At 64.3% G+C, this 18,182-nt stretch carries 20 protein-coding genes; 4 read left to right on the top strand and 16 right to left on the bottom strand.

Annotation, left to right across the window (positions count from 1 at the left end; translation table 11 throughout):
- Window positions 1-103: 103 nt before the first annotated feature.
- Entirely contained in the window at window positions 104-754 is a 651-nt protein-coding gene (locus tag BTHE68_RS00315; RefSeq protein WP_162064645.1) for a glutathione S-transferase family protein, read from the top strand.
- On the opposite strand, the gene BTHE68_RS00320 is transcribed toward BTHE68_RS00315, so the two are convergent.
- From BTHE68_RS00320 to BTHE68_RS00360, 9 genes are all read right to left on the bottom strand, one after another.
- Complete coding sequence (locus BTHE68_RS00320; RefSeq protein WP_014190139.1) at window positions 751-996, bottom strand: hypothetical protein; 246 nt, start codon at window positions 994-996, stop codon at window positions 751-753. The genes BTHE68_RS00315 and BTHE68_RS00320 overlap by 4 nt on opposite strands.
- Window positions 997-1,008: 12 nt before the next feature.
- Window positions 1,009-1,230 carry a hypothetical protein gene (locus BTHE68_RS00325; RefSeq protein WP_162064646.1) on the bottom strand — a complete coding sequence of 74 codons (222 nt, stop codon included), beginning with the start codon at window positions 1,228-1,230 and terminating at the stop codon, window positions 1,009-1,011.
- A gap of 65 nt (window positions 1,231-1,295) precedes the next feature.
- Entirely contained in the window at window positions 1,296-2,207 is a 912-nt protein-coding gene (locus tag BTHE68_RS00330; protein WP_162064647.1) for a carbohydrate kinase family protein, read from the bottom strand.
- A 5-nt stretch (window positions 2,208-2,212) separates the two neighbouring features.
- The gene (locus BTHE68_RS00335) at window positions 2,213-3,466 is read right to left on the bottom strand and encodes an AGE family epimerase/isomerase (protein ID WP_162064648.1); all 1,254 of its coding nucleotides are present in this window, start codon (window positions 3,464-3,466) and stop codon (window positions 2,213-2,215) included.
- On the bottom strand, window positions 3,463-4,482 hold the full coding sequence (locus BTHE68_RS00340; protein ID WP_162064649.1) for a LacI family DNA-binding transcriptional regulator: 1,020 nt from the start codon (window positions 4,480-4,482) through the stop codon (window positions 3,463-3,465). The genes BTHE68_RS00335 and BTHE68_RS00340 overlap by 4 nt, the downstream gene beginning before the upstream one ends.
- A 204-nt stretch (window positions 4,483-4,686) precedes the next feature.
- Window positions 4,687-5,301, bottom strand: a complete 615-nt coding sequence (locus BTHE68_RS00345; protein WP_162064650.1) for a class I SAM-dependent DNA methyltransferase — start codon at window positions 5,299-5,301, stop codon at window positions 4,687-4,689.
- Window positions 5,298-6,089, bottom strand: a complete 792-nt coding sequence (locus BTHE68_RS00350; protein ID WP_162064651.1) for a PIG-L deacetylase family protein — start codon at window positions 6,087-6,089, stop codon at window positions 5,298-5,300. Before BTHE68_RS00350 ends, BTHE68_RS00345 begins: the two co-directional genes overlap by 4 nt.
- Complete coding sequence (locus BTHE68_RS00355; RefSeq protein WP_162064652.1) at window positions 6,077-7,114, bottom strand: acyl-CoA dehydrogenase family protein; 1,038 nt, start codon at window positions 7,112-7,114, stop codon at window positions 6,077-6,079. The genes BTHE68_RS00350 and BTHE68_RS00355 overlap by 13 nt, the downstream gene beginning before the upstream one ends.
- Before the next feature lie 297 nt (window positions 7,115-7,411).
- On the bottom strand, window positions 7,412-8,431 hold the full coding sequence (locus BTHE68_RS00360; RefSeq protein WP_162064653.1) for a bile acid:sodium symporter family protein: 1,020 nt from the start codon (window positions 8,429-8,431) through the stop codon (window positions 7,412-7,414).
- 507 nt (window positions 8,432-8,938) lie between these two features.
- Between BTHE68_RS00360 and BTHE68_RS00365 the strand changes: the two genes are divergently transcribed.
- Entirely contained in the window at window positions 8,939-9,310 is a 372-nt protein-coding gene (locus tag BTHE68_RS00365) for a hypothetical protein (RefSeq protein WP_162064654.1), read from the top strand.
- Between the two features lie 504 nt (window positions 9,311-9,814).
- Window positions 9,815-10,927: a porin gene (locus BTHE68_RS00370; RefSeq protein WP_162064655.1), complete on the top strand. Its 1,113-nt coding sequence runs from the start codon at window positions 9,815-9,817 to the stop codon at window positions 10,925-10,927.
- Between the two features lie 69 nt (window positions 10,928-10,996).
- Here the strand turns inward: BTHE68_RS00370 and BTHE68_RS00375 are convergent, their stop codons facing one another.
- The gene (locus tag BTHE68_RS00375) at window positions 10,997-11,953 is read right to left on the bottom strand and encodes an NAD(P)H-dependent flavin oxidoreductase (RefSeq protein ID WP_162064656.1); all 957 of its coding nucleotides are present in this window, start codon (window positions 11,951-11,953) and stop codon (window positions 10,997-10,999) included.
- Between the two features lie 204 nt (window positions 11,954-12,157).
- Between BTHE68_RS00375 and BTHE68_RS00380 the strand changes: the two genes are divergently transcribed.
- Entirely contained in the window at window positions 12,158-13,048 is an 891-nt protein-coding gene (locus tag BTHE68_RS00380) for an alpha/beta fold hydrolase (RefSeq protein WP_162064657.1), read from the top strand.
- 179 nt (window positions 13,049-13,227) lie between these two features.
- Here the strand turns inward: BTHE68_RS00380 and BTHE68_RS00385 are convergent, their stop codons facing one another.
- From BTHE68_RS00385 to bioB, 6 genes are read right to left on the bottom strand one after another with little or no spacing between them, the layout of a single operon-like run.
- Complete coding sequence (locus BTHE68_RS00385) at window positions 13,228-14,139, bottom strand: MBL fold metallo-hydrolase (protein WP_162064658.1); 912 nt, start codon at window positions 14,137-14,139, stop codon at window positions 13,228-13,230.
- Complete coding sequence (locus tag BTHE68_RS00390; protein WP_232077944.1) at window positions 14,136-14,693, bottom strand: DUF1289 domain-containing protein; 558 nt, start codon at window positions 14,691-14,693, stop codon at window positions 14,136-14,138. The genes BTHE68_RS00385 and BTHE68_RS00390 overlap by 4 nt, the downstream gene beginning before the upstream one ends.
- A gap of 35 nt (window positions 14,694-14,728) precedes the next feature.
- Window positions 14,729-15,226, bottom strand: a complete 498-nt coding sequence (locus BTHE68_RS00395) for a YbaK/EbsC family protein (RefSeq protein ID WP_162064660.1) — start codon at window positions 15,224-15,226, stop codon at window positions 14,729-14,731.
- 12 nt (window positions 15,227-15,238) lie between these two features.
- Window positions 15,239-16,162: a hydroxymethylglutaryl-CoA lyase gene (locus tag BTHE68_RS00400; protein ID WP_162064661.1), complete on the bottom strand. Its 924-nt coding sequence runs from the start codon at window positions 16,160-16,162 to the stop codon at window positions 15,239-15,241.
- Between the two features lie 37 nt (window positions 16,163-16,199).
- Window positions 16,200-17,141 (bottom strand): 2-hydroxyacid dehydrogenase, encoded by a 942-nt coding sequence (locus BTHE68_RS00405; RefSeq protein ID WP_162064662.1) that lies wholly within the window; start codon window positions 17,139-17,141, stop codon window positions 16,200-16,202.
- Complete coding sequence (gene bioB / locus BTHE68_RS00410; RefSeq protein ID WP_162064663.1) at window positions 17,138-18,178, bottom strand: biotin synthase BioB; 1,041 nt, start codon at window positions 18,176-18,178, stop codon at window positions 17,138-17,140. Before bioB ends, BTHE68_RS00405 begins: the two co-directional genes overlap by 4 nt.
- Between the last annotated feature and the right edge of the window lie 4 nt (window positions 18,179-18,182).

Consider the following 18,182-nt stretch of genomic DNA (forward strand, 5'->3'; position numbering starts at 1 on the left):
TCGGACAGGCGTGCCTACGCGTAAACCCGACGCCATCCGCCACGCGTTTCGTGGGGATTTGGGGCTACCCTGAACGCATCGAAAGACAACGAAAACGACGCCGATGAAGCTCTTCTACTGGCCGAAGACGCGCGCCTTCCGCGCGCTGTGGATGCTCGAGGAAATGCGCGTGCCGTATCAGCTCGAATTCGTGAACATTCGCGCGGGCGCGCAGAACGATCCGAACTTTTGCCGCGTCAATCCGATGTCGAAGCTGCCCGCGCTCGAAGACGGCAGCGTGCGCGTGGCGGAATCGGGCGCGGTGCTGCTCTATCTCGCGGACCGCTATCCGGAAACCGCGCTCGGCGTGCCGCTCTCCGATCCGTCGCGCGGCCGCTTTCTGCAATGGATGTTTTTCACCGGTTCATGTCTCGAACCCGCGATGGCCGAACGCATGACCGGCGCGCAGGGCAACACCGTGAGTTTCGGATGGGGCGATTTGATGCGCGTCGAGCACGCGATCGAAAACGCGCTGGAAGAAGGTCCGTGGCTGCTCGGCGAGCAGTTCACCGCCGCCGATATTCTCGCGGCCAGCACGCTGCAGATCGCGTTCAAGGCGAAGCTGATCGAGCCGCAGGGCGTGCTGTTCGATTACGTCGAGCGCTCGCTCGCGCGTGAAGGCTACGAGCGTGCGTCAGCGATCGATCGTCGCGAGGCCGAGCGGCTCGCGCTCGGTGTCCACGCGGGCATCGCGCGTTCGTCGGACGAAGTTTAGGGAAACGCGCGCGGCTTCGGAATGCCCGCACCGGCTTCGATATCCGACACCGCGCGCTGATGCGCGAGTTCGACGGCTTCGGCCTTGTCGGCGAGACCGTCATCGCCGCCGACGGTCGTCCACGGCTGCACGGCCTTGTCGTGATGACGGATTTCGTACTCCGCGTCCCAGCGCGAGCCCTGTAGCTCGACGGGCCTCACGTGGATGGCGTAGACGCCGTAAAGGAAGATCTGCTCCGGCATGATGTCCTCCGGCTAAAGTTCGATTTCTCCGAGGATGCGGTGCGCGAGCGCGCGCGCTTCGTTCAGCGCTTCTTCTTCGTTGCTTGAGGCGGCTTCCACTTCGTAGAGCGTCGAGTCGGCGTCTTCGCCGTCGTCGCGCGCGAGCGAGACAAGACCCTGAAACTGACCGCCGTCGATGGCGCGTACGCCGATCGTCGCGGTATAGATGCCTTTCGTGTAGGTGGTGTCTTCCATGATGGATTCGCCTCCAGGCAAGGACGAACCCATGCTAGCACGCGGATATGTAACGCGTACGACGCTTATGCGAGCAACGCCTGCACCTCGTCCAGCGAAGGCGAATGCGCGCCTGAGTGTCGGCACGCCGCCGCGCCCGCCGCGAGCGCGAACTTCAGATGATCGGGCCACTCGCCGTGACGCGCCATCAGGCTGTAGAGCAATCCGCCGATGGACGCATCGCCTGCGCCGACCGTATCCGCCACTTCGACGCTCGGCGGCCGCGCGCTGTATTGCTGGTCGCCGGCGTAGAGCGTCGCCTGGCCCGAGCCGCGCGTGACGAGCACGGTGGCTTGTGGATTGATCGAGCGGATTTTCGCGAGCGCGTCCGCCTCGGGCATGCCCTTGAAGAGCATGTGCAGATCTTCATCCGACACCTTGATGAGATCGGCGAGGCTCGCCATGTTGCGCAGGATCGGCTCGTAGCCGTGCTCCATCAGATTGCGATAGTTCGGATCGAAGCTGATCTTCACGCCGTGATCGCGCAATTGCCGGGCGAGCGCGGCAAGTGTCGCGCCGAGCGGCTGACGCACGAGGCTGATGCAGCCGAAATGCGCCCACTTCACGCGCTCCATCCAGCCTTGCGGCAGCCGCGACGGATCGAACGCCAGATCCGCGCCGTTTTCGCCCATGAAGTAGTAGGTCGGCGGCTGCGTCTTGTGGACGATGGCCAGCAGCGGCGGGCGCTCGACGCGCTGCATGAAGCGCATGTCGAGCCTCGATGCGACGCTCGCGTCCCACAGATCGTCGGAGAAATTGTCGGTGCCGAGCGAGCCGGCGCAGGCCGTCGGCAGGCCGAGCCGCGCCACCGCGCGCGCGACGTTCCAGCCCGCGCCGCCCGGACGCGAAAGCCAGCTCGACACGTCCGTGCGGATCATGTCGGTGAGAATGTCGCCGGCGGAGACGAATTGCGGGAAGGTGGTTTGCTCGCTTGCCATACTTGTCACCGTTGAGTCGAGGTCGGGCCGAGCGCGTTCAGCACTTCGTAGCACGCGCCCATGGTGTGATAGTCGGTCTTGCCGGCGGGACTTTTCTCGTCGCCGTACTTGCGGTTGTCGCACGTGAGAATGCGATACCACGCGCCGTATTCGTGATCGACGAAGTGCGCCCAGCTATAGCGCCAGAGTTCGTCGTAGCAATCCCAGAAGCGCTCGCGACCGGTGCGCGCCCCGAGCAGCGCCGCCGCCGCGAAACTTTCCGCCTGCACCCAGAAGTATTTGTCGTGGTCGCAGATGGTGTCGTCCGGGCCGAAACCGTAATAAAGGCCGCCGTGCCGGCTGTCCCACGCGCGGTTGAAACCCGCGTCGAAGAGTTCGGCCGCGCGCGGCGCGAGCCACGGCAGCGCGCGATGCCGCTCCAGGATCAGCAGCAGCTTCGCCCATTCGGTCTGGTGCCCCGGCTGAAAACCCCACGGGCGAAAGATGTTCGAGCTGTCCGATTCGTTGTAATGCCAGTCCACCGACCAGTCGCGATGAAAATGCTCCCACACGAGCCCGTTCGACAGCTTCGCCTGACGCAGCGTAATGTTGCCCGCGATGATCGACGCGCGATCCAGATAAATGACGTGGCCCGTCGCCTCATACGCGGCGAGCAGCGCCTCGGTCGCGTGCATGTTCGCGTTCTGTCCGCGATAGTCCGAAAGCTGCCAGTCGGCCGTGGCTTCGTCGGCGTAAAGGCCGGCGTCGGCGTCCCAGAAGCGCTTGTCCATCAGCGCGAAGGTTTCGTCGATCATCGGTCTGGCTTCGTCGATGCCCGCCATCGCCGCGTGCGCGCATGCGAGCAGCACGAAGGCCATGCCGTAGCAGTGGCGCGTGCCGTCGAGCGTGCGTTTCTGGCCGTCGCACCACTCGATTTCCCAGTCGTAGCCTTCGTTGGCGGCGTCCCAGTGCGCGTCGCGCAGAAATTCGAACGCGTGGCGCGCGTCGTCCTGATAGCGCGCGTCGCCGAAATGGCGATACGCCATCGCGTAGTTGAAGACGAAGCGCGTGCTGCTGACGAGATGGCGCGTCGTGCGGTCGTAGACGCTGCCGTCGTCCTTGAAGAAATGGAAGAAGCCGCCGGACGGATCGCGCGCATTGGGCGCGTAGAAGGCGAGCGTGTCGCGCACGTGCGAGAGCAGGAAGTCGCGGCTGCGGAAATCGATCGCGCGTTCCACTGACACTTCTTCCGCGAGGGCAGGTGAGGCGGTCATGTTCATGGCGTGCTGATGTCCTGTTTCGTGCCCGAGCTCGCGCGAGGAACGAAATTGACGGCGACGAGCGTGTCGGCCTGGCTCGGCGGGCTCGATTGATCTTCCAGCAACAACTCGACGCCGCGGCGTCCGAGCGCTTCCTTGTCGACGGTTACGGTCGACAGCGGCGGCGTGCTCTGCGCGGCGGCCGGAATGTCGTCGAAACCGACGAACGCGACATCGTCCGGCACGCGCAGCCCGTGCGCGAGACAGACGCGCATCGCGGCGAGGGCCGCTGCATCGTTATAGGCGAAAACTGCGTCGGGCAGCGGACTGGATTGCGCGCGGGCGTCGGCGATCAGCCGTTCCATCGCGTCGGCGGCGGCGAGATCGGCGGGCAGGCCCGGCTGTGTCATGATTTCGAGCGTCGGATCGAAGAGCAGGCCCGCGTCGAAATACGCCTTGCGATAGCCGAGCGCGCGCTGCGCGATGCTGTAATGCGCGAGCGACCCGCCGATGAACGCGATGCGCCGCCGCCCTTGTGCGAACAGATGCTGCATCGCGAGCGAGGCGCCTTTCATGTTGTCGATGTTGACGGAGCGAAAGCCCGGCGCGCGCAGGTCGATCAGCACGGTCGGGCGCGCGAGCGAATGCAGATGCGCGAGCAGTTCCGGCTCGACGAAGCCCGCCACCGCGATGGCGTCGGGCGCGTGCAGACGCATCTGCTGCGCGAGGTCCTGGGTCGGGCCGGCGCTGAGCACCGACGGCACGAGCCGCCGCTCGCGGCACGCCTCTTCGAAGCCATTCAGCACATGCGAAAAAAACGGGCTGAGGGCGAAGTTGTTGTGCTGCCGATGCAGCAGAAAGGTCACGCGGCGAATGCGCGTGCGCAATTGCGCCGGGTCGTAACCGAGCTGCTGCGCCACTTCGACGACGCGCACGCGCGTCGCTTCGGACAAGCCGGGTTGATTCTTGAGCGCGCGCGACACCGTCCCTATCGAGACGCTTGCCGCCCGCGCGACATCGCGAATGGTGGTGGCCATCGTGGTGTTCTCTGTCTCCGCCTGGTTCCGGCTATTTTTCGGGCGTACGCGCTGTTTATCGCGCTGACCCGATTCGCTTGTTCAGAGCGATTGTATAGTAAAACATCTCGAAAACAGTCCCGGCGGAGATTGGAGAAAACCAGTAGAGCCTTGTTGTATATGAGATTCCTTGCGATTTGTTTGTTTAGTAAATAACGCAAAACATCAGACTGAGCTTTCGCGGTCGTGGATCGAGCGCTTGTCGGGCGTCCAGACGTCGAGGACGAGATCGTCGTCCCAGTAGTGGCCGAGCACCGGCATGCCCATCCGGCCGCGCAGCCTGGCGTGCACTTCGTCGCCGGTCTGACTCCAGCCTTCGATCGGTCTGCGCCAATGACACGCGACGACCGCGCCGCCGCGCGACAAAGTCTGATGTATGTGCTCGACGATATGCCATAGCTGCGGCTCGTCAAGGTAATAGCCGATCTCGCTGATCAAGACGAGATCGAGCTTGCCGCTTGGCCAGACATCGGGCAGCAGCATCTGCTCGACTTTCACATTCGCGCACTGCGCGACGCGCTGCCGCGTGAGCGCTACAGCTTCCGCGGCGATGTCTGTCGCGATCAGTTCGTCGCAGCGCGACGCCAGCAGCGCGGTCAGCTCGCCGTTGCCGCAGCCGGGCTCGAAGGCGCGCGCGTAGCGCTCGTGCGGAAGCGCGGCGAGCATGAGCGCGCGCTTGCGCCGCTCATACCAGCGGTTTCGGATTTTCCAGGGATCTTCGTTTTCTCGATACAGATCATCGAAGTACTGCTTAGTATCGTTATTGATGTTGTTGTTCATATGAGTACGACTTCGAAAGGCCGAGTCAGCCGGGCCAGCACATGCTCGGGCAGCACTGGCGCCTGACCGGTTGCGGTGTCGGGTTCGAGCTGGCTTCGAAACGCCTGCACGGCCCGAAGCTTCCGGGCATGCGTGGCGCCGTCTAGAACGATGCGTCGGGCACGGCTCCATGGCACGCGCGTGTCGTCGGGAGACGCCCAATGCCAGGTCCAGAGCGGCACTTCGACGCAAGGCAGATCGAGCGCCTGTGCCGCGGAGTGAACAGCGCGCCCGGCGGCCTCATGGTCGGGGTGCCCATCATAGCGCCAAGTCGTGAAAACGATATCGCCCGGTTGGAGATAAGCCGATAGCAATCCTGACAAACTTGCCTCGATGTGGCCCGGGTCGCCATCCTGAAGACCGAGCCTGACCACCTGTACCTGACGCAAATGCAGCCTTTGCAGTGCCGCCCGCGTTTCCTGCGGACGCACGCGTGCAAGGCGTTCCGGCGGCCATTCGGTCGAATTCGGATGGCTCGCGGTGCCGTCCGTGACCGCGATGACGAGCAGATTTCGGCTTATTTCCGAGAGAAGCGCGAGCAGTCCTCCGGTGCCGAGCACTTCGTCGTCGGGGTGTGGCGCAACTACGACAGCCCGCCCGCCGAGCGGCACGAGTTCGGACGGCGCGACTTCGGGCAGCGCATTGAGACGCGCCCATCCCTGCCATTCCGACTCGGGCGTGCCTTCGCCGAAAATGGCGCGGTCCACGGCCGTTTCATCAGGCGGCCCACGCGTGATCAGATTTGCCATGAAGTCCCTTCCTCCTCTATGACGCGCTCGGCGAGCGAACTTTCGTCCCGCTCGGCGTGGCTTTGTCGAATGAATACCGGCAGATCTGCCATGAGTTGCGCGAAATGCGCGTCGCGGCACAGCGGTCCCGCGCCCAGCGCACGGCCAGCGCGCTCGACGACGAGCGCCGCCGCCTGTTCCGCGGCGAGGCGGGCGCGCATCGTGGCCACCATGGCATCGGCGCGCGGCTCGCGGTCGATGAACGCCGCCGTCTCGCGCAACAGCGCGGCCGTGGCGGACAGTGTCGTGTCGATGGCGCCGAGATGCGCGAGCTTATGCGGTCCTGCCCGATGCCTCGCGTCGCGCGCGACGAATGCCGCGACGCCCGCCGCCGCGCCGAACCAGCACGCGGCGATGCCCGCGCCGCCCTGCCAGAATCCGGGCCGTTCGAGATACGCGCGCGGTGCGCCGATCCGGCGCGCGGGTACGCGCTCGAAATGCACGTCGACGCTTGCGCTCGCCTTCATGCCGACGGCCTGCCAGCCGGCGTCCGTGATCCGCACGCCGTCCTGATTCAGGTCGATTGCGGCGAGCACCGGCTCATCGCGGTCGTTCCAGGCGGTCACGAGCGCATGCGTGACCGACGCCGCGCCGGAACACCACGCCTTGGTGCCCTGAAGCAGCAGAGTCTGCGATTCGGGATCGCCCAGCGCTGTCAGCCGCGCGCTGGGCGGCTCGGCCGCCCACACCGCCCACGCACTGCCTTCGTCCGCGTGCGCCGCGTCGAGTTCGGCAAGGATCGCGAGCGCGTCCGTGTGACCTTCATAGAGCTTGACCAGCGAAAGATCGAATGCGGCTACCGTTCCGAGCGCACGCCAGCGCTCAGGCGTGTTGCCGTGGCCGGGCAAGGGCAGGCGGTCGAGACCGGCGTCGATCAGCGCACGCAGCGCGCGTCCGGCGTCCTCCGCGCTGCCGCGTTGAAACGGCATTTCGCTGAGAAAGGCGCGCAACGCTGATGATGTAGCGTGATGGTCGACTCGGTTCATCGTTGTCGCCTCGATAGTGTCCGCATGCTCGTCGTGAGTCCGTTTCTGGCCGCTGTCGGACAAGAGTGTGGCAAGGGACATGCCCGGACGTCACTTGGCGCAACGGCTTAGTCCAAAGCGTCGGACGCGCGGCAGTTCACGTCCGTCGATCGATGCGAAATGTCAGGTGTTACGGCCTATGCCGTTCGGCCGAATCGACGCCTGCGCGCGGCCCGGTTCAAATGACACAAAGGCCGCGCGAGGCGGCCTTTGCTGGAACACAACGGAGAACGATGCTGAAGCAGCAGACGCCGCCAGTCAGCGACGCGCGGGCGCGCCGACGCTCTTGCCCTCGCGCGCAGGTTCGGGCGCGGTCTTGCGCGCGCCCCAGCGCTGCGCGAGCACGGCGCACACCATGAGCTGGATCTGATGGAACAGCATGAGCGGCAGCACCACTGCGCCGACCGCGTGCGACGCGAAGATCACCTTCGCCATCGGAATGCCGGAGGCAAGGCTTTTCTTGGAGCCGCAGAAGATGATCGTGATCTGATCCGCGCGGGAAAAGCCGAGACGTTTGGCCGTGAACGCGGTGATGAAGAGCGCCGCCGCCAGCAGCAGGATGTTGACGGCGAGCAGCCCCGCGAGCGTCGACAGCGAGATGGAGTGCCAGATGCCTTCGTTCACCGCCTCGCTGAACGCCACATAGACGACGAGCAGGATCGAGCCCTGATCGACGAATTTGAGCATCGCGCGATGCTTGTCGATCCACTTGCCGATGGCCGGCCGGAGCAGTTGCCCGGCGATGAACGGCACGAGCAGTTGCAGGGTGATATTGCCGACGGTGTGCCACGGCGAGCCGGTCGTCGCGCCATGGTTGCTCACGACGATCCCGACCAGCGCCGGCGTGATGAAGATGCCGAGCAGGCTCGACGCGGACGCGCTGCACACGGCCGCCGGCACGTTGCCCTTGGCCATCGACGTGAACGCAATCGACGACTGCACCGTGGACGGCAGCGTGCAGAGGAACAGAATGCCGGTGTAGAGCGCGGGCGTGACGAGCGGCGTGAGTACCGGCTTGAGTGCAAGCCCCAGCAACGGAAAGAGGGCGAACGTGCTGAGCAGCACGACGAGGTGAAGCCGCCAGTGCGTCGCGCCCGCGACGATCGCCTCGCGGGAAAGCTTTGCGCCGTGCAGGAAGAACAGCAGCCCGATGGCGAAATTGGTGATCCAGTTGAACGCTACCGCCGCGCTGCCGCGGCACGGCAGGAAGCTCGCGATGATGACCGTGCCGACGAGCGCCAGCGTGAAATTGTCGGGAAGAAGTTTGGGCCGTGCCATCAAAGGATCTCGTACCTGGACATGCCGGGAAGTGTGCCCGGCCTTTTCAGCGTCAAGTCAGGAAAAACCATGATTTTCCCCTGTACCCGATTAAATCGTCAAATTCATTTGCCGGATCGATTGATTCGCAACGCGCATGAAATGGTCCCAGACAGAAGGGACAGAGCAGCAACTTCCGGGCCGCGTAGACGTCGATTTGACGGCGCCGATAATTGTCTGGCCAGCACGATTTTCGTCACATGATTGGTCATCCGAAACGGTTGGCCGAAGGGAAAAAACTCTGACGTAACACGGTGTTACAACCATCGAGCAGGCCTAACACTTTTTGGCTCGACTGCCGCCGCAAGCCCCAATAAATTGTTGGATACACCGGTCGGCGGGTTTTCGCATCACATCGATGCCCTTGCCCGAATGCTCCGACTTTCGGCCGGTCGTCCGCCTGAATCGTCAGCCCCTCGCTTTCGATGTCACGGACGCGGATATCGGTCGGACGCAGGCAGTTTGGACATGGCGCTCATTGGCTTTCGCAAGACTACCCGGCTTTTCGTAACCGCAGCGCTCGGCGCGTTGACGGTGGCGGGTTCGCTCGCGCTTGCGGGGCCGCGTGTCGAGTGGCTGTCGCCGTCGGCGGTGTTCAGCGACTCGGCAGACAGCAGGCAATCCCTGCACTACACGCCGGTCGCCGCAAAAGACGGCCTCACGCCCGTGAGCGCCGAAGTGCGTCCCGGCACGCGCGCAGAACAGGCCACGCCCATGCGCGGTTCCGGTTCCATCCGTGCCGACATCACGCGCTACAACGAAGAACGCAGCCTGCCGCGCCAGCCCGGGCGTCCGGCGGACGATGGCCGCACACCCGCCACCGCGAGTTACCGCAACTGAATCGCCGCCCTGGCGACTCCCGCCGCTTCGCGTCGCTATTGCGCACGAATCAAAAAAATATCGGCGCGTCTAGTTTCGCTTTCCCGATGACGTAATCACGCCACAGTCACACACCGAATTTCTTCAAGACATTCCGATCTTTTTTCCGCGCAAGGACAATGCGCCCTGCGCGGATAAATGTCGTTTTCACAATGTTTCGAATGGCTTTCGACGCTCGAAGAAGCGCGTCGGTACTCGCTGTGCGTCGCGCCGGTCATCGAGCTGAATCTCATGAGCGCGTGGCGACACGCGCTTTTCCTTATGCTCGATCTGCCTGAAGTATCCGAACCGCTATACCCGTAATAACCAAAAACATTTTTGACCGGAAAAATGGTCCGTAAAGATGGTGCCGCTCCACACGTGTTGCCACTCTCGCCCACAAAACCGTTATGCCGGTCAGACGAGGCGAGTGCCACGCCCCTCGCCCGCCAAGCTTTCAATTTTCGACAAAAGACAGGAGAGTTCATGAAGTCAACCGTCAACCGTGCGCCGAAGACTACGGTGAAAGCAACGGTCAAGGCCACCGCGGTCGCCGCAGCGATGCTCGGCCTCTTCAGCGCGGGCGCGGCACACGCGCAATCGAGCGTTTCGCTGTACGGGCAGGTCGACGAATGGGTCGGCGCCACCAAATTCCCGGGCAGCGATCGCGCGTGGAACGTGAGCGGCGGCGGCATGTCGACGTCTTACTGGGGCTTGAAGGGCGCCGAGGATCTCGGCGGCGGCTACAAGGCCATCTTCACGTTGGAAAGCTTCTTCCGCGCGCAGAACGGCCAGTACGGGCGCTTCCAGGGCGACACCTTCTTTGCGCGCAACTCGTACGTCGGCATTCAAGGTCCGATCGGCACGTTCACGACGGGCCGCCTGACGACGCAACTCTTCGTCTCGACGATTCTCTTCAACCCGTTCGTCGATTCGTACGTCTTCTCGCCGATGGTCTATCACGTGTTCCTCGGCGCGGGCACGTTCCCGACGTACCGGACGGATCAGGGCGTGATCGGCGATTCGGGCTGGAACAACTCCGTGCAGTACACGTCGCCTGACTTCAACGGTCTGTCGGGCAGCGTCATGTACAGCTTCGGCAACAACGCGGGCGATGGGCGCTCGAAGAAGTACAGCGCGCAGTTCCTGTACTTCCACGGCCCGTTCGCGGCGACTGGCGTCTATCAGTACGTGAACTTCAACAACACGCCGGGCGACCTGACCTCGGTGGATGGTTTCGCCACACCCGGCTACAAGAGCCAGAGCGTCGGGCAACTGGGCGCGTCGTACGATCTGAAGTACGTCAAGTTCTTCGCGCAGTACATGTATACGAAGAACGACTACGAAGGTCCCGGCACCTTCCACGTCAATACCGGTCAAGGCGGCGTGACGGTGCCGCTCGGCCCGGGCACGGTGATGGCGTCGTACGCGTACTCGCGCAGCAACGGCGGCCTCGACCAGACGCACAAGAGCTGGGCGCTCGGCTACGACTATCCGCTGTCCAAGCGCACGGACGTCTACGCGGCGTACCTCAACGACAAGTACACGAACCTGTCGTCGGGCGATACCTTCGGCGTCGGCATCCGCGCGAAGTTCTAAGAAACGCGTTCGCCCAAACAAGAACACCGCGCTTCGTGCGCGGTGTTTTTTTGCGGGCGTCGAAAATAATCAGCCGATCGCGAGGCGCGCCTTCGCGTCGTCGTACTCGCGCTTCAGACGCTCAACCAGCTCCGCGACGCTCGGCGCGTCCTGCATAAGCCCGACGCCTTGCCCCGCGCCCCAGATGTCCTTCCACGCCTTCGCCTTGCTTTCGGCGAAGTTCATCGCGGTTTTGTCGGACTCGGGCAACGCGTCCGGATCGAGTCCCGCGTTGACGATGCTCTCGCGGATGTAATTGCCATGCACGCCGGTGAAGAGGTTCGTGTAGACGATATCGGCGGCCGTGGCATCGACGATCGCGCGCTTGTAGTTCTCCGGCGCGTGCGCTTCTTTCGTCGCGATGAAGCGCGTGCCCATGTAGGCGAGGTCCGCGCCCATCGCCTGCGCGGCGAGAATCGAGCCGCCGTTGGCGATCGCGCCCGACAGCACGATCGGACCGTCGAACATGCGCCGCACTTCGCCGACGAGCGCGAACGGCGAGGTCGTGCCCGCGTGTCCGCCCGCGCCCGCCGCGACGAGAATCAGACCGTCCACGCCCGCTTCGAGCGCCTTCTGCGCGTGCCGCAGATTGATGACGTCGTGCAGCACGATGCCGCCGTACGAATGCACCGCGTCGATCATCTCCCTGACCGGCGCGCGCAGGCTCGTGATGAAGATCGGCACCTTGTGCTCGACGCACACGCGCACGTCCTCTTCGAGCCGCGCATTCGACTGATGAACGATCTGATTGACCGCGATCGGTCCGATGACCGCATCGGGATTCGCCGCCTTGTGTTCGGCAAGCTCGCTTTGTATCTGGGTGAGCCATTCGTCTAGCATCCCGGCGGGGCGCGCGTTGAGCGCCGGAAACGAGCCGACGATGCCCGCCTTGCATTGCGCAAGCACGAGCTCCGGATAACTGACGATGAACATCGGCGAGCCGACGACGGGCAACGTGAGGTGCTGCAGGATGGCGGGCAGGGCCATGGCACGAATCTCCTGAGTGTGTCCGGGCAGCATTGAAAGCATTCTACGAACTGCCGACAGCGAACGATCGTTCGATTATAAGCAGCCCGTTGTTTTTGAGATATCCGCCATTTCCCGAGGGATTCTTCGGTTTTCGCGTTTGCAGGCGAGCGATCGCGCCCCCGCGCCTACAATGATCCGCAACGCCACGAACAAGAAAACACCATGTCCTTCGGAGACTACGAGCCGTTTCGCGTCGATGCGGGGGGCGTCGAGATCGTCGGGATGAAAGGCGGTGACGGGCCGCCGCTGCTCCTCATGCACGGTCATCCTCAAACGCACGAGATCTGGCACAAGTGCGCCGGCGATCTCGCGAAACACTTCACCGTCATTGCGACGGATCTGCGCGGCTACGGCGCATCGGCCAAGCCGAAGAGCGACGCGCGTCACACGCCGTATTCGAAGCGCGCGATGGCCGCCGATCAGGTCGCGGTGATGCGCCACTTCGGCTTCGAGCGCTTTCTCGTCTGCGCGCACGATCGCGGCGCGCGCGTCGCGCATCGCATGGCGATGGATTTTCCCGACGCCGTCGATCGCCTGATGCTGCTCGATATCGCGCCGACGCTCGCGATGTACGAAGCGACCGACCGCGCATTCGCGACCGCGTACTTCCACTGGTTCTTGCTGATTCAGCCGTCGCCGCTGCCGGAAATGCTGATCAGCGGCAATCCGAACGCCTATATCGACCGCGTGATGGGCAATCGGCACGCGGGTCTCGCGCCGTTCGCGCCGCACGCGTTGCAGGCGTACCGCGACGCGCTCGCGTCGCCCGGCGCGATCTTCGCGATGTGCGAGGACTATCGCGCGTCGGCGAGCATCGATCTGGAGCACGATCGCGCCGATCTCGAACGCGGTCTGAAGGTCGCATGTCCGCTGCGCGTGCTGTGGGGACAAGAAGGCGTGATCGAACGATGCTTCGATGCGCTCGACGAATGGCGGCGCGTCGCACGCGACGTGAGCGGCCGCGCGCTGCCGTGCGGACACTACATTCCCGAGGAACAGCCCGACCTGCTGCTTGCGGAAATGCTCGCCTTCTTCGAGGCCGATGCGCCCTGAAACCCGCGCCGGCATTGGGTCTTACGCGGGTTCAGGTGATCGTTAAAATTTTGTAGGGAAAGCACCGATGCACGTGAAATGGTGTCGCGTTACGATACGTTGGACGTTGATCACGTCCAATTGATTCTGCCGCTTGCCGTAGCTGACAAGCGGCTTTCTTTTTGTGCGCCCGGTTTGCTTCAGGCAGCCGACACGGTTTCGCCGCTCACCCTCACCGAGCCGCCGCGCGCCAGTTCCCCGACGATCTTTTCGATGAGCCTCCGAAGCTCGCCCGATGGCGCGAGCGCGTCGGCGGCGGCGCGCATCGCGCGGGCTTGCGCGGTCATCGTGACGAGCGCGTCGAGCGTCATCGCGCGGACTTCCATCAGCTTGAAGACGATCAGCACCTTGAGTGCGTTCTTCGCGTTGCGCGCGGGATCGGCCTGCAGGTAATCGAGCCGCGATGAAGCGACGTCGAGCGCGCGCCCGACGTCCGTGAATGGCGCGCCGTGGCCAGGAATCACGATATCGACATCGAGATGCGCGATCAGTTCGAGCACCGCGCGCTCTTCCGCGAAACCGCTTTCGCCTTCCAGTTCGGGAAAGATCACGCCGAAGCCGTTTTCCCACAGCGCGTCGGCGCTGATCAGCACGCGCATCTCCGGGCAATGCAGCATCAGCGAATGCGGATCGTGGCCGGGCGCGCCGAGCACGTTCCAGCGAAGACCGCCGAGCGCGAGCGTCGCGCCGTGTTCGATCGTGCCCGTGAAGGCGAAGCGGTCGCAGCGCTGGCCCGTTGCGCGGAACGTGAGCGCTTCTTCGTCCCAGTCGCGCACCGCGTGCGCTTCGCTCGCGGGAATCAGCGTGTCGCACTGATAGGCTTGCTGAAGCAGCGCGTTGCCGCCGCAATGATCCGAATGCAGATGCGTGTTGACGATCAGATCGAGCTTGCGCGCGCCCAGCGTCCGCTGCACGAGCGCGAGCGTCTGCGGCGCGTGCGACGCGTAGCCCGTATCGATGATCGCGGTGCCTTCAGCGCTTGCGAACAGCACGTTGTTCGACGAGAGCCAGCCGCGCTCCAACACCGTCATGGATTCCGGAAGCGCCTTCACGCGCGCGGCTCCTTTGGCATCACGACGATGGTCGCCGTCGCCTTCATCACTGTTTCGCCGAGCTGGTTGCGCGCGCCGCCTTCGAGCTTCACGAGATCGCCGTTCAGACTCGCTTTCCACTTCGCTTCGGTTACGCGCCAGAACATCGTGAGCACGTCGTGCGCCTTCACCGCGCGCGTCAGCCGGATGCCGAATTCGAGGCCGAGCGGCTGCGCGTCGCGCGAGAAGTGCGCGGCGAGCATCGCCATCAGGTGCGCGGTCGGCTGCGTGCCCGACGCGATCAGCGACCCGAAGCGGCTCGCGCGCGCGTAGGCGTCGTCGTGATGCAAGGGGTTGAGATCGTTGACGAGCGTCGCGAAGTGCTTGATCGATTCGGGCGGCAGCGCGAGCACCGCTTCGAACGATTCGCCGATGGTCACCACGCGCGCGCCCTGGCGACGGCTCTCGACGCGCGCGAGCACCGCGCGCTTTTCGTCAGCGTCGCAGGCAGCCCACGCGGCGATTTCGTCGATGGTGCGAAAGCAGCCGTCGCAGAAGCCCGTTTCCGGATTCATGCGGCAGACGTCCACGCACGGCGACGCCACGTCTGTCATGACTCGGCCGTTTCGCGCAGCGCGACATCGACGACCGGCGCGCCGGTCAACTCGATCAGCTCTTGCGGCGACAGATTGAACACCGCGTGCGGATGCCCGGCCGCGGCCCACAGACTTTCGAGCGCGAGCAGGTCTGCGTCGATCAGCGTGACGGGTTCGACCGCATGGCCGATCGGGCACACGCCGCCGATCGCGTAGCCGGTCTTCTCACGCACGAACTTCGCATCGGCGCGCGCCAGTGCGCCGACGCGCGCCGCGACCTTCGCTTCATCGACGCGATTCGCGCCGCTCGCGATCACGAGCACGGGCGTGTCGTCTTCCTTGCGGCGAAAGAGGATCGACTTGGCGATCTGTGCGACCGCGCAGCCGAGACCGGCTGCGGCCTCCGCCGAGGTCTTGCCGGTTTCGGGCAGCATCACGACGTCGTGCGGATGGCCGCGTTCCTTCAACAGAAGGGCGACGCGGCGCGCGGAATCGGGTAAGTGGTCGGTCATCGTGTTCCCTTTTTATGCACAGGCGGCCGCGCCGTCGCGCTTTTTCGTGAAGATTGCACGGCCCGCGCGCGACGAACTCGGCTTGCTGATCGCACGCGAAATGAAATCGCCGATATCGACGAGCTGATCCAGATCGATGCCCGTCTCGATGCCGAGCCCGTTCATCAGATAGACCACGTCTTCGGTCGCGACATTGCCCGTCGCGCCTTTCGCATACGGACAGCCGCCGAGCCCCGCCACCGATGCATGGAAGATCTCGATGCCTTCGAGCAGCGCCGCATAGATATTGCCGATGGCCTGTCCGTACGTATCGTGGAAGTGCCCGGAGAGCCGCTCGCGCGGAAACACCTTTTGCGCCGCTGCGAGCACTTCGCGCGTGCGTTTGGGCGTGCCGACGCCGATCGTATCGGCGATGTCGATCTCATCGCAGCCGAGCGCCTTCATGCGCTCGACCACATCCACCACCGATTCGATGCTCACTTCGCCCTGATACGGGCAGCCGAGCGCACAGGAGATGCTGCCGCGCAGCCGCATGCCCGCATCTTTCGCGGCCTTCGCGACCGGCTCGAAGCGCGCGATGCTCTCCGCGATGCTGCAGTTGATGTTCTTCTGCGAGAACGCCTCGCTGGCCGCGCCGAAGATCACGATTTCATCGGCCTTCGCTTCGAGCGCGCCTTCGAAACCGCGCAGGTTCGGCGTCAGCACCGAGTAGATCGTGCCCGGACGGCGCTCGATGCCGGCCATCACGGCGGCGGCGTCGGACATCTGCGGCACCCATTTGGGCGACACGAACGACGTCGATTCCACGTTGACGATGCCCGCGCGCGCAAGCCGGTTCACCAGCTCGATCTTGGTTTCGGTGGGCACGAACTCCTTCTCGTTCTGCAGGCCGTCGCGCGGCCCGACTTCGACGATTTTCACTTTTGCCGGAATCATGGCTGTCTCCCTTTATATGCGATGCGATTCGATGCGTTCAGTATCCGCGCCTGAAATCGACGATGCCGCTGATCGGCTCGCCGCGCGCGAGCGCTTTGATCTTGCCGGCGATCTGCACGATGCTTTCCTCGCGCAGCGTTTCCGCCGAAATATGCGGCGTCACCGATACGCGCGGATGCGTCCAGAACGGATGATCCTGCGGCAGCGGTTCCGTGTGAAAGACGTCGAGTGTCGCGGCGGCGATCTGGCCGCTGTCGAGCGCGGCGATCAGATCCGTATCGACGAGATGCGGACCGCGCGCCACGTTCACCAGATACGCGCCGCGCGCGAGCTTCGCGAACGTGCGCGCGTTCAGAATGCCTTCGGTGTCGGGCGTGTGCGGCAACAGATTGATGAGCACCTTCACGCCGTCGAGAAATGAATCGAGCCGTTCCGGGCCCGCATGAACCTGCACGCCTTCGATCGTCTTCGGCGAGCGGCTGTAGCCACGCACGGGCACGCCGAGTTTCAGCAAGCCCTTTGCGACTTCGCCGCCCAGCACCCCGAGCCCGAGCACGCCGACGGTGAACGATTCACGCGCGTGCTGCGGCAGTTTTTCCCAGCGGCCTTCGCGTTGCAGCGCGTCGTATTCGTCGAAACGGCGCAGGTAGCGCAGCACGCAGTACGTCGCGTATTCGACCATCTGTTGCGCCATGCCGGTATCTTCCAGACGCACGAGCTTCGCGTTCGGCGGCAGCGTGCCGGGCTCCTTGCGCTCGACATCGAGGATCGCATCGACGCCCGCGCCGAGGTTGAACACCGCCTGCAAGTCCGGACGATTCGCGAACAGTTCGTGCGGCGCGCGCCAGACGATCGCGTAATCGGCGGGCGCGGTGTCGCCCGGCTCCCACACGCGCAGATCCGCGTCCGGCAGCTCGCGCCGCAGGCCGCCGAGCCACGCGTCGAGATCGGCGCCTTTTTCGTAGAAGATGATTTTCATGCGTGGCCGTGCCCGCACGAGCGCTCAGTGCTTTCGACGCCGGCATTCTGGGCCGACTCCGCGCGCATGCCCAGACGCTCGATCAGCTTGCGGTCGGCTTCGGCCTGCGGGTTGCTCGTCGTCAAAAGCTGGTCGCCGTAGAAGATCGAGTTCGCGCCGGCGGCGAAGCACAGCGCCTGCAAGGCTTCGTCCATCTGCTCGCGGCCGGCCGAGAGACGCACCATCGCCTTGGGCATCGTGATGCGCGCGACCGCGATCGTGCGTACGAACTCGAACGGATCGAGCGCCTCGACGCCGGTGAGCGGCGTGCCCGCGACCTGCACGAGATTGTTGATCGGCACCGATTCCGGATACGGCTCCATGTTCGCGAGTTGCGAGATCAGGCCCGCGCGCTCGCGCCGCGATTCGCCCATGCCGACGATCCCGCCGCAGCACACGTTGATGCCCGCATCGCGCACGTGTTCGAGCGTGTCGAGGCGATCCTGATACGTGCGCGTCGAGATGATCTGGCCGTAGAACTCCGGCGAGGTATCGAGGTTGTGGTTGTAGTAATCGAGGCCCGCATCGCGCAGTCCTTGCGCCTGATGCGCCTCCAGCATGCCGAGCGTCACGCAGGTTTCGAGGCCCATCGCCTTGACGCCGCGGATCATGTCCTTGATCGGCTCCAGATGGCGATCCTTCGGATTGCGCCACGCCGCGCCCATGCAGAAGCGCGTCGCGCCATTGCTCTTCGCGACCTCGGCAGCTTTCAGCACTTCGTCGACTTCCATCAGCTTTTCGGCCTTCAGGCCCGTGTCGTGATGCACCGACTGCGGACAGTACGCGCAGTCTTCCTCGCAGCCGCCGGTCTTGATCGACAGCAACGTGGAAAGCTGCACCGCGTTCGGATCGAAATGCTCGCGATGCACGGTCTGCGCGCGATACAGCAGATCGTTGAACGGCAAGTCGTACAGCGCGACGACATCGGCGACGCGCCAGCGCTGCATCGGTTGCGACGTGGTGTGAGCGGTCGGCTCAGCGGTGATTTGCTGTGTCATGAGG

The organism is Burkholderia sp. THE68, from assembly GCF_009938265.1.
Taxonomy (GTDB): Bacteria; Pseudomonadota; Gammaproteobacteria; order Burkholderiales; family Burkholderiaceae; genus Caballeronia.

Excerpts from the sequence above, each read along its gene's own strand:
- BTHE68_RS00315 (WP_162064645.1), top strand. The coding sequence starts at position 104 with ATGAAGCTCTTCTACTGGCCGAAGACGCGCGCCTTCCGCGCGCTGTGG.
- BTHE68_RS00320 (WP_014190139.1), bottom strand. The coding sequence starts at position 996 with ATGCCGGAGCAGATCTTCCTTTACGGCGTCTACGCCATCCACGTGAGG.
- BTHE68_RS00325 (WP_162064646.1), bottom strand. The coding sequence starts at position 1,230 with ATGGAAGACACCACCTACACGAAAGGCATCTATACCGCGACGATCGGC.
- BTHE68_RS00330 (WP_162064647.1), bottom strand. The coding sequence starts at position 2,207 with ATGGCAAGCGAGCAAACCACCTTCCCGCAATTCGTCTCCGCCGGCGAC.
- BTHE68_RS00335 (WP_162064648.1), bottom strand. The coding sequence starts at position 3,466 with ATGAACATGACCGCCTCACCTGCCCTCGCGGAAGAAGTGTCAGTGGAA.
- BTHE68_RS00340 (WP_162064649.1), bottom strand. The coding sequence starts at position 4,482 with ATGGCCACCACCATTCGCGATGTCGCGCGGGCGGCAAGCGTCTCGATA.
- BTHE68_RS00345 (WP_162064650.1), bottom strand. The coding sequence starts at position 5,301 with ATGAACAACAACATCAATAACGATACTAAGCAGTACTTCGATGATCTG.
- BTHE68_RS00350 (WP_162064651.1), bottom strand. The coding sequence starts at position 6,089 with ATGGCAAATCTGATCACGCGTGGGCCGCCTGATGAAACGGCCGTGGAC.
- BTHE68_RS00355 (WP_162064652.1), bottom strand. The coding sequence starts at position 7,114 with ATGAACCGAGTCGACCATCACGCTACATCATCAGCGTTGCGCGCCTTT.
- BTHE68_RS00360 (WP_162064653.1), bottom strand. The coding sequence starts at position 8,431 with ATGGCACGGCCCAAACTTCTTCCCGACAATTTCACGCTGGCGCTCGTC.
- BTHE68_RS00365 (WP_162064654.1), top strand. The coding sequence starts at position 8,939 with ATGGCGCTCATTGGCTTTCGCAAGACTACCCGGCTTTTCGTAACCGCA.
- BTHE68_RS00370 (WP_162064655.1), top strand. The coding sequence starts at position 9,815 with ATGAAGTCAACCGTCAACCGTGCGCCGAAGACTACGGTGAAAGCAACG.
- BTHE68_RS00375 (WP_162064656.1), bottom strand. The coding sequence starts at position 11,953 with ATGGCCCTGCCCGCCATCCTGCAGCACCTCACGTTGCCCGTCGTCGGC.
- BTHE68_RS00380 (WP_162064657.1), top strand. The coding sequence starts at position 12,158 with ATGTCCTTCGGAGACTACGAGCCGTTTCGCGTCGATGCGGGGGGCGTC.
- BTHE68_RS00390 (WP_232077944.1), bottom strand. The coding sequence starts at position 14,693 with ATGAATCCGGAAACGGGCTTCTGCGACGGCTGCTTTCGCACCATCGAC.
- BTHE68_RS00395 (WP_162064660.1), bottom strand. The coding sequence starts at position 15,226 with ATGACCGACCACTTACCCGATTCCGCGCGCCGCGTCGCCCTTCTGTTG.
- BTHE68_RS00400 (WP_162064661.1), bottom strand. The coding sequence starts at position 16,162 with ATGATTCCGGCAAAAGTGAAAATCGTCGAAGTCGGGCCGCGCGACGGC.
- BTHE68_RS00405 (WP_162064662.1), bottom strand. The coding sequence starts at position 17,141 with ATGAAAATCATCTTCTACGAAAAAGGCGCCGATCTCGACGCGTGGCTC.
- bioB (WP_162064663.1), bottom strand. The coding sequence starts at position 18,178 with ATGACACAGCAAATCACCGCTGAGCCGACCGCTCACACCACGTCGCAA.